Source organism: Dyadobacter sp. NIV53, assembly GCF_019711195.1.
GTDB lineage: Bacteria > Bacteroidota > Bacteroidia > Cytophagales > Spirosomataceae > Dyadobacter.
The window spans coordinates 2604414-2620944 of sequence record NZ_CP081299.1; the positions used below are offsets into that span (position 1 = coordinate 2604414).

17 protein-coding genes and 1 riboswitch are annotated in these 16531 nt (G+C 39.7%); of the genes, 8 read left to right on the plus strand and 9 right to left on the minus strand.

Going from position 1 to position 16531, the window contains the following annotated elements:
* Window positions 1-114 precede the first annotated feature (114 nt).
* Complete coding sequence (locus KZC02_RS10415) at window positions 115-1362, minus strand: efflux RND transporter periplasmic adaptor subunit (protein WP_221395003.1); 1248 nt, start codon at window positions 1360-1362, stop codon at window positions 115-117.
* Between the two features lie 772 nt (window positions 1363-2134).
* Here KZC02_RS10415 and KZC02_RS10420 point away from each other — a divergent pair.
* On the plus strand, window positions 2135-3511 hold the full coding sequence (locus tag KZC02_RS10420) for a sigma-54 dependent transcriptional regulator (RefSeq protein ID WP_221394052.1): 1377 nt from the start codon (window positions 2135-2137) through the stop codon (window positions 3509-3511).
* 85 nt (window positions 3512-3596) lie between these two features.
* On the opposite strand, the gene KZC02_RS10425 is transcribed toward KZC02_RS10420, so the two are convergent.
* The gene (locus KZC02_RS10425) at window positions 3597-4322 is read right to left on the minus strand and encodes an outer membrane beta-barrel protein (RefSeq protein WP_221394053.1); all 726 of its coding nucleotides are present in this window, start codon (window positions 4320-4322) and stop codon (window positions 3597-3599) included.
* Between the two features lie 188 nt (window positions 4323-4510).
* On the opposite strand from KZC02_RS10425, the gene KZC02_RS10430 reads away from it, so the two are divergent.
* On the plus strand, window positions 4511-6457 hold the full coding sequence (locus tag KZC02_RS10430) for a glycoside hydrolase family 127 protein (protein ID WP_221394054.1): 1947 nt from the start codon (window positions 4511-4513) through the stop codon (window positions 6455-6457).
* Window positions 6458-6582: 125 nt separating this feature from the next.
* On the opposite strand, the gene KZC02_RS10435 is transcribed toward KZC02_RS10430, so the two are convergent.
* The 6 genes from KZC02_RS10435 to thiM all read right to left on the minus strand — a co-directional run bounded on the left by KZC02_RS10435 (window position 6583) and on the right by thiM (window position 10676).
* Window positions 6583-7083 carry a pyridoxamine 5'-phosphate oxidase family protein gene (locus KZC02_RS10435; RefSeq protein WP_221394055.1) on the minus strand — a complete coding sequence of 167 codons (501 nt, stop codon included), beginning with the start codon at window positions 7081-7083 and terminating at the stop codon, window positions 6583-6585.
* Window positions 7084-7176: 93 nt separating this feature from the next.
* The gene (locus tag KZC02_RS10440; protein ID WP_221394056.1) at window positions 7177-7458 is read right to left on the minus strand and encodes a 2TM domain-containing protein; all 282 of its coding nucleotides are present in this window, start codon (window positions 7456-7458) and stop codon (window positions 7177-7179) included.
* A gap of 253 nt (window positions 7459-7711) precedes the next feature.
* Window positions 7712-8362, minus strand: coding sequence for a thiaminase II (gene tenA / locus KZC02_RS10445; protein WP_221394057.1), 651 nt, complete (start codon window positions 8360-8362; stop codon window positions 7712-7714).
* Window positions 8359-9180 carry a bifunctional hydroxymethylpyrimidine kinase/phosphomethylpyrimidine kinase gene (thiD, locus tag KZC02_RS10450; protein ID WP_221394058.1) on the minus strand — a complete coding sequence of 274 codons (822 nt, stop codon included), beginning with the start codon at window positions 9178-9180 and terminating at the stop codon, window positions 8359-8361. Before thiD ends, tenA begins: the two co-directional genes overlap by 4 nt.
* A 47-nt stretch (window positions 9181-9227) precedes the next feature.
* Complete coding sequence (gene thiE / locus KZC02_RS10455; RefSeq protein WP_221394059.1) at window positions 9228-9860, minus strand: thiamine phosphate synthase; 633 nt, start codon at window positions 9858-9860, stop codon at window positions 9228-9230.
* Window positions 9861-9875: 15 nt separating this feature from the next.
* Entirely contained in the window at window positions 9876-10676 is an 801-nt protein-coding gene (gene thiM, locus KZC02_RS10460) for a hydroxyethylthiazole kinase (protein WP_221394060.1), read from the minus strand.
* 100 nt (window positions 10677-10776) lie between these two features.
* A riboswitch (TPP riboswitch) is annotated at window positions 10777-10872 on the minus strand.
* Between the two features lie 52 nt (window positions 10873-10924).
* Here thiM and hxpB point away from each other — a divergent pair.
* The 5 genes from hxpB to KZC02_RS10480 all read left to right on the plus strand — a co-directional run bounded on the left by hxpB (window position 10925) and on the right by KZC02_RS10480 (window position 13574).
* Window positions 10925-11602, plus strand: coding sequence for a hexitol phosphatase HxpB (gene hxpB, locus KZC02_RS10465; protein ID WP_221394061.1), 678 nt, complete (start codon window positions 10925-10927; stop codon window positions 11600-11602).
* Window positions 11603-11666: 64 nt separating this feature from the next.
* A complete protein-coding gene (locus KZC02_RS10470) occupies window positions 11667-12800 on the plus strand; it encodes a PAS domain-containing protein (protein WP_310590428.1) in 1134 nt (377 codons plus the stop codon).
* Entirely contained in the window at window positions 12736-13008 is a 273-nt protein-coding gene (locus KZC02_RS32885; protein WP_310590429.1) for an ATP-binding protein, read from the plus strand. Before KZC02_RS10470 ends, KZC02_RS32885 begins: the two co-directional genes overlap by 65 nt.
* A 123-nt stretch (window positions 13009-13131) precedes the next feature.
* Window positions 13132-13350: a hypothetical protein gene (locus tag KZC02_RS10475; RefSeq protein ID WP_221394062.1), complete on the plus strand. Its 219-nt coding sequence runs from the start codon at window positions 13132-13134 to the stop codon at window positions 13348-13350.
* On the plus strand, window positions 13335-13574 hold the full coding sequence (locus KZC02_RS10480; RefSeq protein ID WP_221394063.1) for a hypothetical protein: 240 nt from the start codon (window positions 13335-13337) through the stop codon (window positions 13572-13574). The genes KZC02_RS10475 and KZC02_RS10480 overlap by 16 nt, the downstream gene beginning before the upstream one ends.
* Before the next feature lie 146 nt (window positions 13575-13720).
* Here KZC02_RS10480 and KZC02_RS10485 read toward each other — a convergent pair whose 3' ends face one another.
* A complete protein-coding gene (locus KZC02_RS10485) occupies window positions 13721-15415 on the minus strand; it encodes an amino acid permease (protein ID WP_221394064.1) in 1695 nt (564 codons plus the stop codon).
* A 259-nt stretch (window positions 15416-15674) separates the two neighbouring features.
* Between KZC02_RS10485 and KZC02_RS10490 the strand changes: the two genes are divergently transcribed.
* Window positions 15675-16460 (plus strand): phosphatidylinositol-specific phospholipase C/glycerophosphodiester phosphodiesterase family protein, encoded by a 786-nt coding sequence (locus tag KZC02_RS10490; RefSeq protein WP_221394065.1) that lies wholly within the window; start codon window positions 15675-15677, stop codon window positions 16458-16460.
* Window positions 16461-16531: the final 71 nt, after the last annotated feature.

Here is a 16531-nt window from a genome sequence, read left to right on the forward strand (position 1 = left end):
TTAAAATATCTTAACCGCAATGGGCGCTATGAGTTTCGCAATGGACATAAGGGCAATCTGCTTAATAAGTTCTTGCGCCTATTGCGTTAAACTTTGCGTCTATTGCGGTTAATGTTAAAACTCTAAAACTTCATTATCCCCAAAGTTCTCATAAGAACTTGTAATCACCTTTTCGCCTGGTTTCAATCCTTCCAACACTTCGAAATATTCAGGATTTTTGCGGCCCAGGGTGATGTTGCGTTTTGATGCGCGTTTTCCGTCTTCTCCTAGTACATATACCCAGTTTCCACCAGTTTCAGAGAAGAATCCTCCCACAGGAAGTAATGTCGCTTGCGATGGTTGTCCAAGTTGCAGACGTATCGGAGCAGACTGTCCTCTTTTGATCAATTCTGGTGCACCTTTGTCGAACGACATATCTACTTCAAATCTACCGCTCAATACTTCCGGATAGATTTTGATAATTTTCAAAGCATATTCTTTCCCGTTGAAATCCATTGAACCAACCAGTCCTGCGAAGATTCTTGATATATAATGTTCATCCACGCTTACCCGCATTTTGAAACCGTTCAAATCATCAATCTGGCCAATATTTTGGCCCTGGTTAATGTTTGATCCAACTTCTACATTCATGGATGAAAGAAGACCAGATACAGGCGCTTTAACCGAAAGGTTTTCAAGTGTTTGTCTCCATAGATTTACGTTCTTCTGAGTACTTGCCAGCGTTCCTTCCAGTTGTGCAATCTGCATTTTGGAGTTTTCCTCCTGGTATTTTTGCGATTCTACCTCAATATCACGTTGCTTGGAAAGGCGCTCGAATTCGCGTTTAGTTTTAAGATAATCTGCATCCGGAATTACTTTATCCTTATACAATTTCGTATTCCGATCATGCGCATCTTTCGCCTGATCTATCTGGAAATCCAGTTCACTTAATGTCTTTTGAAGATTAAATCGTGCAATACGTAAACTCTGGCGTGTATTTTGAAGATCGTTAACCAATCGGCTCGCTTCCGTTTCAGATTGGAGAAAGCTTAATTTCAGGTTCTGGTTTTCAAGTTTCAAAAGCACATCGCCTTGTTTCACCATATTACCGCCTTCAATCAGTTTTTCAGTTACATAACCTCCTACTATCGCATCCAGCTGGATCGTTTTCAATGGCTGAACAACGCCAGTAACAACTATAAATTCGTCGAATTTTCCTTGTGAAACAGTTGAAACAGTTAATTTATCCTGCTCAACATTTAGCTTACTTCTTTTGTCAGCGAAGAAAAATTGATATACTAAAAAACCAACCAACAACAAACTTCCGGCGATGATACCGATGCGTTGGGTAGTCCAGAATTTCTTGGGTTTAATTTTATCCATAGTTGATGACCCACCGGTAAATCCGTTACTGTTGCTGGTCGGGTTAGGTGTTTTAACTTCCATTATATTGATGTAGTAATTGATATCTGTTTCAAATTCTACTACTTGTATCAAATCACTATGCCACAATTTTCAGACAGACATAATCAATTGTAAATCAATGCATTTATAAATTATGGATTTTGTCAATTTGTTCATTATCGAACATTTCTGTACGTGTACGGACATTGTACAAAATGGGTTATTTTAGGCGTGCCTGCCAGTTAAAATAAATCATAACCCTCTACTTAAAACAAAAAAACAGAACAGGCTATTCAAGCCGGTCAGAGTTGGAATAGCGTTATACAAGTTATCTTTTCCTTATGAAATCCGGTAAAACAAATAAAATCAGCAAATCACTATGACCCTGAAATGACTTAATAGAATTCTTCAATAATAACTTAATTAAACCAAATCCCCCTGGGTACGCACACAAATTCTTTATCAGGTTGTTTTTATCAAAAAAGAAGGTCAACCTGTTTTATACATTGAAAACCTTCCTCAATTATTCAAATACATTTTATGGAACATTAAAAATAAAAATTGCCATCTTTATCGCATCAACTCAGAAGGGCTTTTAGCGGTCATGTATTCGGTTGAAGCGCTGGATAATTTGATAGAATATGTTAAAAATCAGGTAGAGCACCGCAAAAAGATTACTTTTAGGGATGATTTCATAGCCATGTTAAAAGAACATAAAATTATGTTCGATAAAAATATTTAATTTAAAAAAATGCAACTTTCAGAAGCCAAAATCCTCATTATCGACGACGACGTTGATGTGCTCAGCGCAGCAAAATTATTACTGAAACGCCATGCCAAATTGGTTGACATTGAGAAAAATCCACAGAAACTGCCCTTTCTGGTAACCAATGGCGATTATAATCTGATACTACTGGATATGAACTTTACCCGCGACGTAAATAGCGGCCGGGAAGGTTTTCACTGGCTTGATCGCATTCTGGATATTAACCCGAAGACAAAGGTGATCATGATCACCGCTTATGGCGATATTGAAATGGCGATCAGAGCGATAAAATCGGGTGCGACCGACTTTGTACTGAAACCCTGGGAAAACGATAAGTTATTAGCTACAATTCAGGCTGCACTTGAGAGCAACGGCGCTTCTGCAAGTGCACTTGCAAATGCAGCCGAAGAAAAAAGTAAGGATGATGGTAAAAAAGGTAAATCAGCGTCTGACACCATTGTTGCTTCGAGCGAGTCGATGCAGCAGGTTTTGCATACGGCTGAACGCGTGGCAGCTACGGATGCAAATGTGTTGGTATTGGGAGAAAATGGTACGGGAAAAACACAATTAGCAAAACATATCCATCATCATTCCAAGCGCGCAGACAAACCATTTGTAACCGTGGATTTAGGCGCATTAAGCGAAAGTTTGTTTGAAAGTGAGCTTTTTGGGCACGTAAAAGGTGCTTTTACTGATGCAAAGGAAGACCGTGCCGGGCGTTTTGAAGAAGCAAAGGGAGGAACTATTTTTCTGGATGAAATCGGGAACATGACCTTAGGGCTGCAAGCGAAATTACTAACCGTCATTCAGGAAAGAAAGGTAACTAGAGTTGGATCAAACAAGTCAATTCCTTTGGATGTCCGTTTAATTTGTGCCACAAATATGAATATCGAAAAGATGGTCGCAGAAAAAGTTTTTCGCCAGGACCTGCTTTACAGGATCAATACGATTGAACTGGATTTGCCACCGCTGCGTGAACGTCACGAAGATATTGCTGCTTTGGCCGATTTTTACCTGAAACAATTCAGCAAAAAATATAACCGTCCGGTTAACGAGATCAGCAGTGCTTTGATTAAAAAAATGCAACAATATAACTGGCCGGGAAATATTCGTGAACTGCAGCACGCTATCGAACGTGCCGTGATTTTATCCCAGGAAAAAACTTTACAGCCTGACGATCTTTTTCTGAAAAGCTCGGGTGGACAACCAACCACAGCAACAGGTTTTGATCTGGAAGACATGGAAAAAACGTTGATTGTAAAAGCTATGAAACGCTTTAATGGAAATATTACAGACGCGGCGAGAGAATTGGGTTTGAGCCGTGCGGCGCTTTACAGAAGGATGGAGAAATATGGGTTGTAAGATATTTGAGGAAGGGTTTAGTCGTCTGACTTTATGGTCTTGTTTGCACTTGGCGTTCAGCTCAACTTCATTGTTCAGACCGGGTTTATAATCTGGTAATAACTGAAAACATGAAACCTTGGTTTGCCCTGATTGGATACACCGGAACCAATACAAAGGTATTACCGGGATCGAAAGTTGAATATTGAATTGGTTTGTTGAATTGGTAAATTAATTCAACTGAAAATCTTTTCGCTAGTGGTATTCCAAAACCTGCGAAATAAATCAAACCACGCTCGATTCCTTTGTTTGCCGGAATATCAAAATCTGCATTTAATTTTCCGGAATCAGTTATACCGGTACTCCTTGTATTACTTGTTTTAAATACTATTTTTCCATTGATAATCAAGGATGGCATGATACCATTAATGATATAAACATTGCTTTTTTCAGGAAACGGGCAAAAATGCAATGCTAACGGTATTTGAAGACGTTGAAAAGAATTCCTAAAATTTGTAGTAAAAATAAATGGGCCCAAACCATCAACGAGACCAGTAACCTCAGAAACACGCGTTCTTCTATCCCGAATGCGCTGCCATTCACCGTCCAGGTTAACTGACAAATATTTAGAAATACGATAGTTTACCCGTATTCCTGCGCTAAGGTTTACACTATGTCTATATTTGTTTGATGTTTCGTTGTCTTCTTGTATTGTACTGTTTATTCCACCCAATCCAATTCCCGGTTTGACACCAATCGTCCACGTTGAAGACTGCCCGTTTGAACTCGTAATTGAGAACAAAATAAGTGCGAAGGCTAAATATTTTACCATTTTTTTTATCAGGTTTATATTTAATAGATTAAGGACACGTTTTGATTCTTAATGGTTGTAAACTCTTTGAATAAATTTATAGAGTTTACCGTTCAGCCTAACTTCGTTGTTCAGACCGGATTTATGGCATAATTCTTTGGCATTCAAATAAGGTTATGTAAACCTTATTTCCACAATAATTTTTTAAAATGATAAAATCCCTTTCGTTTATATTTCTTCTGATAAGTTCTCAAATACTCTTTGCACAAGACAACCGGATTATCCCTGTCCCTCTCAAAAACGTAAAAACACATCAGGGTTTTTGGCATTCCAGATTGGCAACCGCCCGTACAGTTACAATACCACATGTTTTAAATGAAACAGAGAAATCCGGCCGTATAGATAATTTTGCGGTGGCGGGCGGGTTAAAAAAGGGTGTATTTCAAGGTGCACGCTTTGACGATTCGGATGTATTCAAAATTTTTGAAGGCGCCGCCTATTCTCTCCAAAATCATTACGATGTAAAACTGGATCATTATCTGGATAGTCTGATCACACTTTTTGCGGCTGCTCAGGAACCCGACGGATATTTGTATACACTCAGGACAATTAATAAGGATACAACCGGATCTTATGACTGGATTGCAGGACCTTATCGCTATTCATTTGAAAATGGCAGCCATGAGCTCTACAATGTGGGGCATCTTTATGAAGCAGCTGTTGCTCATTACGAAGCAACGGGAAAGAAAACATTATTGAATGTTGCGATCAAAAATGCAGATCACCTTGTTAAAACTTTTGGACCTAATCCGGGTCAGCTTGTGGTTGTACCCGGGCATGAAGAAACGGAGATTGCTTTAGTAAAACTTTATCGTACTACCGGCAAAAAAGAATATCTGGACCTTGCCAAATTCTTTGTAGATATGCGCGGCCGGTCTGACAAACGGCCATTATTCCTTGACGGACATAAACTAGGGCCATCCTATTTCCAGGATCAGGTACCTTTCGTTCGCCAGACGGAAGCAGTCGGACATGCAGTTCGTGCGCAATATTTGTATACGGCCGTTGCCGATCTGCTGACAATCCAGGATGATCCGAAAAACAGTGCCGCCGTTCATAAGATTTGGGATGATGCCACAGAACACAAGCAATATATTACCGGTGGAGTTGGTGCGCGGGAAGACGGAGAAGCATTTGATGCTCCGTACATTTTGCCCAACGACAATGCCTATGCAGAGACTTGTGCGGCAATTGCAAATATGCTATGGAATCATAAAATGTTTCTTTACACGGGAGAAGCAAAATATATGGACGTTTTTGAGCGCGTTCTTTACAATGGTTTTCTTGGCGGAATGTCGGTTAAAGGGAATGAGTTTTTCTATGTGAATCCGATGGCTTCCAATGGAGTTAATGATTTTGGCAGGGGAAGCGGAGCAACGAGGCACGAATGGTTTGGCACTGCTTGCTGCCCAACCAATGTAGCACGGTTTTTACCTGCTATGCCTGGTTACATTTATGCCACAAAAAACAATGAACTATTTGTTAACTTATTTGCCGATAATGAAGCGAAAATGCTGATCAATAATACTTCTGTTACGGTAAATCAACAAACGAATTATCCGTGGGAAGGTAATGTAAAAATTACTGTCTCTCCCGAAAAACCGCTCAATTTCCCGATTTCAGTGCGGATTCCGGGCTGGGCAAATGGCGAGGCAATTCCAGGGAATTTATATACATACCAGGATAAACAATCCAAACCAGTTGAAATAAAGGTTAATGGAAAAATAATTCCTGCAACCGTCGGGAAAGGTTATCTGACACTTACCAGAACATGGAAAAAAGGTGATGTCGTTTTAATTTCACTTGATATGCCGGTCAGAAAAGTTATTTCAAATACCAAAGTGGTAACAAACAAAGGCAAGGTTGCTATTGAACGCGGCCCCGTTTTGTATTGTGCAGAAGGCCATGATAATAATGGTAAAGCACTTTCAATTCCTGTTTCTTCTGCTCAGACATTTTCACCAAATTACCAGCCGGATCTATTGGGAGGAGTTAATGTTTTAAAATCCACAGAAGGAAATGTAACGCTGATCCCCTATTACGCATGGGCCAATCGCGGAGCCAACGAAATGACAATTTGGTTTAATTTGAAGTAGGGTTTCTGGAGTGTAGCTATCACTCTTTCCAAAAAATCACAGCAAATAATAATTAAACACAAAAAAAGTGCTGATCATCATCAAAGCTGGTCAGCACTTTCTATATTTAATATCAAAATTTAAATTCAGGCAAGATTCAATTTCCCATGTTCACCTTCATCTGGTGTTGTACCTGTAACTACGGCTTTTAACATTGAGAAAAACACGACCATTCGGGATGAATTACTATCCCAGTATGCTGCCTCGTCGGTTGTCACTTTCAGTATAACCAGATTTGGATCATCTTTCCCTTCCGGAAACCAGGCTTTGGACATTGGATTCCACAACTCTTCCTTTTTTTGCTGATCTTCAATGATAGATGCGTTTCCTGACACACTTACGTATGTATGATTTTTCGGATCAGCATATATTAATGTAACAGATTCATTCCAATCCGTTTCCGATCCGATTTCTGTTTGTTTGCTTGTAAAAAACCAAACATTACCATCCTCGTCAATATCCAGTGTAGTCATTGGCCTTGATTCAATTTTACCGTCCTTATAAGTCGTGTACATACAAAAACGAATATCTTCCGCCAGTGAATTTAGTTTTTTTATTGCTTCAACATTCTGAAAGTCCTTTTCCATGATTATTTTAATTTCATCTTTTAGAATAATTTCTTAAAGATCCAATTACAATAATTGTTCCAAACAGGGAAAAGAATATATTTTGAACAAAAGTTATCTTCCTTCTCTTATCAGTTTTTCATATTCCTGCTCCACCAATTTCTTTTCCCCTGCATTATCATAAGCAGACAAATAATGTGATGCAAGACCAATTCCCCAACCTAACATTGGCCAGATTGGCCAGGGGAATAAGTGTCGCCCTCCGCTTTGCCCGATAGTGATGAAATATATGATCCACAAAACTCCGTTTACCATAAAATATGTACGCAGATGAATTTTGAATCCAGCCCGTTTTTTAGCTTTTCTCCAAAGAAGTTCGTTGCGAGGCGTTTCCATTTTTTTAGCGTTTAGGTTTTATCAATTTACAAACAACTTAAAATTTACAGATTCTTATTTGTTTCAAATTTATATTTGAAAAATATTATAAACCAGGCAATTACGACAGACCTCAGCAGAAGCCGGATGAAATTCAGAAAGAAAGGGATGAGGCCTATTATTGGTAATCTGATGTGAACAGTTGTAATAATATTTAATTCATCTTAGAATTTTTACTTCCGTATTTTCCATTTTTAATTCTAATCTCTTCACTCTAAACACCCCATTCTTCCAACGAGTAAGCGCTGTCCCAAAATATATATTCAAGCCTGGTAGCCATTACATAAGCCTCAGACATTTTTTTTCGTGTACTTTCCGATGCGTTTTCAGCCAGATCATCGCAAATTCGCAATGCTTTTTCAACAGACAACCCGAATTCTTCACCAGCATAAGCATCAATCCAGTTTTGGTACAGGTTGGGTCTTACCTGATTTTTATAAATATAATCTCCAACTTTTTTGTAAATCCAAAAGCAAGGAAGTAATGCAGCCACTGCTACTTCGTACGACTCAAAAGTGCTTATTGCCAAGAGGTAATTGGTGTAGGCAAAACAGCCAGGTGCTTTTCCCGAATTAGAATTGATGTCGTATTCCTTAAAATACCCAATGTGTAAAGCCCGCTCAACCAGGATCGCATTTTGTGCAAATTGCAGAAAGTCAAGCAATTCCTGACTAGTTCCTGAGCGTGTTCCGGCAGTAGCAAGTGCCCTTGCAAATTCGGCCAGATAAAGGGAATCCTGGTAGATGTAAAACTTAAATTTTTCAACAGGCAGCGTGCCGTTTTTCATTTCCTGATTGAAAGGGTGATCCTGAATTTTAGTATAAATTGGCAAAGCTTCGTTCCAAAGCTGATCAGTAAATCTCATGATTGGATGTGCATTTTTAGAGGAGAAAATGAATGGTTGAGCGGCCCTGGTCCTTTTCCTGTTTTAACATTTTTTCCGGCCTCAATCGCTTCTGTAATGTAACTTTTAGATAATAATATGGCCTCTGGCAATGCATTACCTCTTGCAATAAATGTGGCTATGGCAGAAGATAAAGTACATCCGGTACCGTGGATATTGTTGCTATCAATGTGAGCTGTTTCATAAATTAGCGTTTTTTCTCCTGCCCTGGCAAAAACATCGTATAAAACCGGTCCTGTCAAATGTCCACCTTTTAATAATACTCCTTTACAGCCCCGTCGAACCATATCTTCAGCAGCTTGCTTCATGGTTTCCAAAGAACTGATGGTTCTTCCAATCAGAATCTGAGCTTCATCCAGATTTGGTGTGATTAAGTCCGCTCTTGAAAATAAATCTGTCCACAAAATATCAATTGTTTCATCCCGAATCAGTTTTGCTCCGCTTGTTGAAACCATGACAGGATCAAAAACCACAAATCCGGGTTGAAACCTATCCAGAATTTCTGCAATAATTTGTGCGGTTTTAATCTCATTTACCATTCCGATTTTAACAGCATCAATAACAATATCTTCAAAAACCGCTTCCAGTTGCTCCCTTAGAAAGTCAGGAGGAACGGTATGAATCGCTCTGACGCCTTGTGTATTTTGTGCTGTGAGTGCAGTAATTGCCGAAGTGCCGTAAGCGCCTAATGCCCCAATGGTTTTCAGATCAGCCTGAATCCCGGCTCCCCCTCCACTATCAGATCCGGCTATGGTCAGTACGGTTGGATATCGTTGCATTTTTCTTTGTAATTAAAATAAAAAATCAGGAGAAGCTTGTGGTATTTTTAAATTAGAGAATGAGTCGTTAAAGATGCTAAAAGTGATTGAGCCGCTTCTCTTGGAGATTTGGCACTGCAAATAGCTGAAATAACGGCAATTCCGTTTGCTCCGTTTTGCATAGCTTCAAAAGAATTGGTGATATTCAAACCTCCGATCACTACCAAAGGATGACGGCTATTACTTTTGACCCATTTTAATCCTTCTGTTTGCCATGGTTTTTCTGTATTTGTTTTAGTAGGTGTAGCGTACAAAGGGCTTACTGCCAAATAGGAAATATCCCAGGATTCTGCCTCAAAAACGTCATCCTGTTTTTCTGCTGAAATGCCAATAATCTTTCCTTTGGGCAACAGATTATTTAATGTGTCATAATACATATCACTTTGCCCGACATGTACTCCATCCGCATCTACGGCCAGTGCAATATCCACACGGTCATTAATAATTAAGGGAACATTGTATGGCTGTAGTAAATCTTTCAGACGTTTGGCACGGTCAATGAAAGCGCGTGTCCCCAACGATTTTTCACGCAACTGAACCATGGTTACACCTCCTTTTACTGCTTCCTCAACCACCCAGAAAAAATCCCTTCCGATACAGGCCGCTTCATCCGTTACAAGATATAATTGTATCTGATCCATTATTTTGTTTTGGAATTAAGAAGTGTAACTGATCTTGGCCAATTCAGAAAGCTTTTCAGGTGTGATTTCCGACAATGTATCCAGAAAAGCAATCTGAAAAGATCCGGGTAATTGGGCTTTTTGAAAAGCTATTTCCCCGCAAATACCCATGGTAACCGCAGCAGAAATGGCAGCTTTAAAAGCATCCGATTCTATAGATGCAAATGCTCCGGCAATGGCAGAAGCTGAGCAGCCCATCCCGGTTACCCTTGTCATTAATGCTACTCCATTCTCTGCATAGGCTATTTTCTCACCGTCAACAATCACATCTATCGCTCCGCTGACACTGACTACACAGCCATAACGATTACTTAACGCTTTGGCAGCTTCCAGGCTATCGGTTGAATTGGCAGTGCTATCCACACCTTTTGTTTGAATCCGGATTCCTGCCAATGCCAGTATTTCAGAAGCATTTCCCCTGATTATAGTTGGCGGAGTAATATCCAGAAGTTCGCTTAAAACCTGATTACGGTAAGGCGTAGCACCAGCTCCGACGGGATCTAAAATAATGGGTTTCCCTAATTCTGATGCTTTTTTCATTGCCAGTTTCATACCTTCAACCCAAACCGGCGACAGCGTACCGATGTTGACAACTAGTGCTCCGGCAATAGAAACCATATCCGCTACTTCTTCTACCGCATGGGCCATGACAGGCGACGCACCAATGGCAAGCAACGCATTGGCAGTAAAATTCATAACTACAAAATTGGTAATATTATGAACCAATGGTGACTTTTGGCGTAATGTGGCCAGATTTTGTTCAGGGTTAAATTTCATATTCATTTCATTTTTGTACAAAAACAAATGAATGGACATTTAAGGAAGTGGTGCGCCAAATTATCATTTGGAAACCAAAAGAGAGAAAAGACAGCAAATCTGTCTACTAAACGCTTTTTCCTACGACAGTATAAACTGTGTCAGGTTCAAAGGGTATAAATCTCAGTCCGTATTTTGGACACCCCTAAAGCCATTCTTAATTGCGAATGTAGTAGTTTTGGACAGAAATAAAAAAGCAAACCTATATAATGATTAAAGCTGCCATATTTGACATGGACGGGTTACTGATTGACTCAGAACCTATTTGGGTAGAAGCTGCCCAACAGGTCATGCAGAAAGTTAATTTCAAGCTGACACACGCACTTAAGCTTCAGACTACCGGATTATCTATCAAATTGTTTCTTGAATACTGTTATAAAATACAACCCTGGCATACACCTACGTCTGAAGAACTGGAACGGGACATTCTGAAACAGGCTCATAAGAATATTCTTGCCAATGCCGTTGCAATGCCGGGTGCAATTGAGCTTGTTAAAAAATTAAAAAAACAGGGGCTTAAACTTGCAGTAGCTTCCGCCTCACACATGGAGCTGATCGAAGGTGTGCTTAAACGGCTTGATATCATTGAGTATTTTGATGCCTGGCATTCCGGGGAACTGGAAGAATTTACCAAACCTCATCCGGCTGTATACTTATCCGCAGCAGCCAAACTCGGTGTAACACCGGAAGAATGTGTTGCTTTCGAAGACTCTTTTACCGGATTACGTTCGGCACATGCAGCCGGGATGACTACTATCTGTGTACCTACAATGGAAGTATACGATGATCTGAAATTTGATCTGGCACATTATAAAATCACTTCCCTTGAAAAATATATTCTGGAAGAAATGAGCGGGAAGCAAATTAGTACAGAGCTTAAAGTTTAGAGTTCACAAACAGTCGGATTGGTAACGGCTATATAGTTATTGTAAATACTTCCCTTATTCATCAATGATTGGATTACGCCATTTTAGTATTGTGATTGCCATCAGGATAACGATTATTATTCTGAGTGTTTTTTTGATAATATGGCTGGCTTCCATGCAAATTAATGTAAACCTGATTTATATTTTAGGCGGTATTTTCATTACTGTACAGGGATCATTACTGTATAATTATGTGACCAACGTCAACCGGAAACTCACTTATTTTCTCGAATCTGTACGTTATTCAGATTTTACGATCAATTTCCGCCATGACAACAAAATGGGCAAAACCTTTCAGGAGCTGAACCAGCAATTCAATGAAGTGCTGCATGCTTTCAGACAGGCCAGGGCTGAAAAAGAAGCCAATCTGCAATATCTGAATACCATTGTGCAGCATATCGGAACAGGCCTGATCACATTCGACAGCACCGGCCAGGTTAACCTGATCAACAATGCGGCTCTTCGTATGCTGGGTATTTACCGCTTGCATCAGCTTAGTGAATTAAAAGATAAACATCCAAGGTTATACGAATTACTTTCTAATCTGGATTCAGGTGTCCGCGAACTGTACCGTACACCTTCCGACCAGCCGCTGGCACTTCAGGGTGCGGCTATCCAGATGCGGGGAATGTGGGTCAGGATTGTTGTTTTACAAAATATCCAAACGGAACTTCAGCAGCAGGAAGTAGAATCGTGGCAGAACCTTACCCGTGTTTTAAGGCATGAAATCATGAATTCCATGACACCGATCGTGTCTTTGGTCGGAACAATGCGGCTAATTGTAAATGAGGATATTGAGAAATCAACCACGGATCAGGAAGCAGTAAATGACTTGAAAGAAGCACTGCAAACACTGGAAAAAAGGAGTAAAGGAATGATGCAGTTTGTGAACGCCTACCGGGATTTTACAACATTACCCAAACCGGTTTTTTCCAATGTAAACATCAGCGAATTGTTGCACGAAGTTCTTCAGTTGCTGCAAACAGACCTCATGAGTTTAGGTGTATTGTGGGAGCTTTCAGTAAAACCGGAAACACTGACAGCCAAAGTAGATTCGGGCCAGCTTCAGCAGGTACTGATCAATCTGATTAAAAATGCTTCCAGAATCTTTTTCCACACAAACCAGCCGTACTATTTCTTTATCGGCTTATCAGAATGACAATCTGACGATGATAGAGGTGGCTGATAACGGCGATGGCATTGAACCGGAAGCCATTGATAATATATTCATACCTTTTTATACAACAAAAAAAACAGGGTCCGGAATTGGGTTAAGTCTTTCACGCCAGATTTTGCAACAACATGGCGGACAGCTCAATGTATCATCCGAAGCAGGAAAAGGAACCGTTTTTACGTTAGTGATTTAGATTTTTTTTCGACTTTATATTTTTGGCCTGAATTTTGCTAATTTGAGTAATCTGATAGTAAAATATGATTGACTTACAACCTTTATACAATTTTAAGGGTCATTGATAAAAAACAGATACATCATGAAAAGGATCATAATATTATGCATGGTCAGCGTTTTTTCGCTGGCTTGCCAAACAACATCAGTTGACAAAAAAAATGATGTTATAAAATATAAACAAACCGTTACATTGAATGATGTACCAAAAGCAATGCTTACTTTTTTGAAGTTTCTGACAGCAGATGCCCAAAAGGGGTACAATGTATATGGGCAGGAAATGCTACTGTGGATCTGGCCTTAGAAGGAGTTGGCACTGAGGGGAAAATTTCCCAGCATGTCAACATGTGCATCGGAGATTGCCGGACACTGTATAAATCTAATTCTTTTCGTGAAGCAGATACGTTGGACCGGGAATTTGCAGGACAAAAATACCGCCTGATACTTGATGCTGTAAACCGTCCTGATTCTGACAGCACAAAAAAGAAGGAAGACTATTCTATTTCGCTAAGAATTGAGAAGAAATAAACTTTGAACATACAAGATCTGTAAACTAAAAAGCCTGGTTAGTACGAAAATGTACTAATCAGGCTTTTTCAAATTAAACTATATGTCTTTCACAGTTAAAAATACAAAAACAGCAATTGAATGCTTAACTCCAAAACTCATAATTCTCAGCTCTCCTCCCCTGCCAGTTTACTTTTTCTGTATCCGTAGCTAAAATAAATGATCAGGCCAATAGCAAGCCAAACAACAAAAATAAGCCAGTTAGAGGCGCCCAGTTCAGTCATCAGATAAAGATTCGTAAGAATACCCATCACCGGTAAAAGTGAAAAGTTATATTTAAAACTCATTACCGACAATACTGCCCATGTAATCCAGAAAACTATTGTTAGAAATTTATGTTCAAAAATTTCACCCGCAGTTAATAAATGCCATTCGGCAAGTACATTCTGGCCATAAAATGCAATTCCTGCAACGGCTGATAATAACCCGAATCCCACCAGAAATTTCCCGTTTATATATGGAACCCTGAACTTGGATCTCTCAGAAATCCCCGTATGATCCAGGTATAATACACCTCCGCAAACCAGGATAAAGGCGAAAAAAGTACCAACACTTGTAAGGTCCACGAAGAAATCCATCCTAAAAAATAAGGCCGGAATACCTACTACCAGACCTGTTATAATGGTTGCAAAAGAAGGTGTCTGGTACTTGGGATGAATTTTCGAAAACCGTTTCCATAAAAGTCCGTCACGGCTCATTGTCATCCAGATACGTGGCTGGCCCAACTGGTATACCAGTAACGCACTTGTAATGGCAATTACAGAACTTACTGAAATAACACCAGCCATAAAATCAAGCCCGTTTTTTTGGAAAACAAAAGCCAGAGGGTCACTCACTTTCAACTCTTTATAATTGACCATTCCTGTCAGTACAAGAGTAATCAATACATATAAAACCGTACAGATTATAAGACAGTAAATCATAGCTTTGGGCATATCACGCTGCGGATCTTTACATTCCTCTGCCGTTGTAGAGATGGAATCGAAACCGATAAACGCAAAAAATACAGCCGCAACGCCACTCAAAACTCCTTTCATTCCATTTGGTGCAAAAGGACTCCAGTTCTCAGGTTTGACGTAAAATGCACCAGCAAAAATGACCAGTAACACAACCCCAACTTTAAGAACAACCATAATATTACTGGCCGTTCGCGACTCCCTGATACCTATATAAACCAATGCGGTAACCAGCAAAGTGATTAGTCCCGCAGGTAGATTTAAAATTATCGGAATATCTCCCAGCTTTGGTGCCGACTCAAAAGCAGCAGCGGCTATACGTTCATACGTAGTCAGCGAATCTATCCCGCTGGTTTGCAGTTTCTGAAAAGCTTCTGTCGCTGCCACAGGATTCATGGTGAGCCAGCCCGGCAATGTAATACCAAAGCCTTTAAGCATGCTCACAAAATATTCTGACCACGAAATGGCCACTACCATATTGGAAACGGCATATTCTAATATAAGTGCCCAACCAATGATCCAGGCGAATAACTCACCAAACGCTACGTATGCATAAGTATAAGCACTACCAGAAACCGGAACTGTACTTGCAAACTGGGCGTAAGATAAAGCGGTGAAAACGCAGGCAACAGCTGTAAATATAAATAAAAGTGATACGGCAGGCCCTCCATTGTAACTGGCCAGGCCGATGGTACTGAATATCCCTGCGCCAACAATTGCTGCAATCCCAAGTGAAACCAAATCACGGACTCCTAAAATTTTGGCCAGGCCGCCATCGCGTGAATGTGCATCTTTAAGAATCTGGTCAACTGATTTTTTACGGAAGAGAGAAGTATTTTTTTCCATGCAGGGATTGTATTGTTAGTAAATATGGGAGCGAAAATAAGGATATTCTTCAATCATCACCGCATGAGATTGCAAATTGTTTGATTTTACAGCTAGTTTCCATATATAATTTCATGAATTGAAATTATATAAATATTTAATTTTGAATAGTTGCCATTATGCCAATGTCTTCATTATTACTGGCCTATACTGGTTTTCTTAATCATATTAAAACGATATATTTACAACATCCTTACCCTTAATTTCAATAAGTGCCTTCATGAAATATATAATTTTTACGATAGCAGTATTTTTCTTTTGGAACAATGCCCTGTTGGCTCAAACCATTTCTGCCTATACAACTGCACAAGCACACTCCCATAACGATTACGAACAAAAAAGAGCATTTCAGGAAGCATACGAACAGCAATTCGGATCTATTGAAGCGGATCTGTTCCTGGTAAATGATACACTCTACACTGCGCATACGATTGATGATATTACAAAGGACCGGACTTTTGAAAAACTTTATTTAAGGCCAATTCTGGCAGCCGTAGAAAAAAACGGAGGTGGCGTATATCCGCAACAGGATGTAATACTTCAGCTTTTGATCGATTTAAAAACACCTGCTGAAGAAACACTCGGTGCATTGGTAAAACTACTGGAACCACACAAGCAACTATTTTCATCAAAAAGCTCTGTAAAAATAGTTGTAAGCGGAAATACACCCCAACCCGAAAAATTCGCACAATATCCTTCCTATATTTATTTTGACGGGCGCCCCGAAATTGCTTACACCGCTCCGCAGCTGGAAAGGATTGGTTTGATAAGCCAGTCTTTCGAAAAGTATTCTAAATGGAATGGGGAAGGCCCAATTCCTGAAAAAGATAAAAAGTCCCTCACAAAGGTTATTACGAAAACGCATGATCTTGGCAAGAAAATCCGTTTCTGGGCAACTCCTGATAATATCAATTCGTGGAAAACCATGATGGCATTAAAAGTAGATTTTTTAAACACCGACAAAGTAGTGCAAATGGGTGATTATCTGAGAACTGCGCCACATTAAAATTGTAAAATCCGTCCATTCTTTTTGACATTTTATATACAACTACAAAAGGCTCCATTGAATACCCTAAA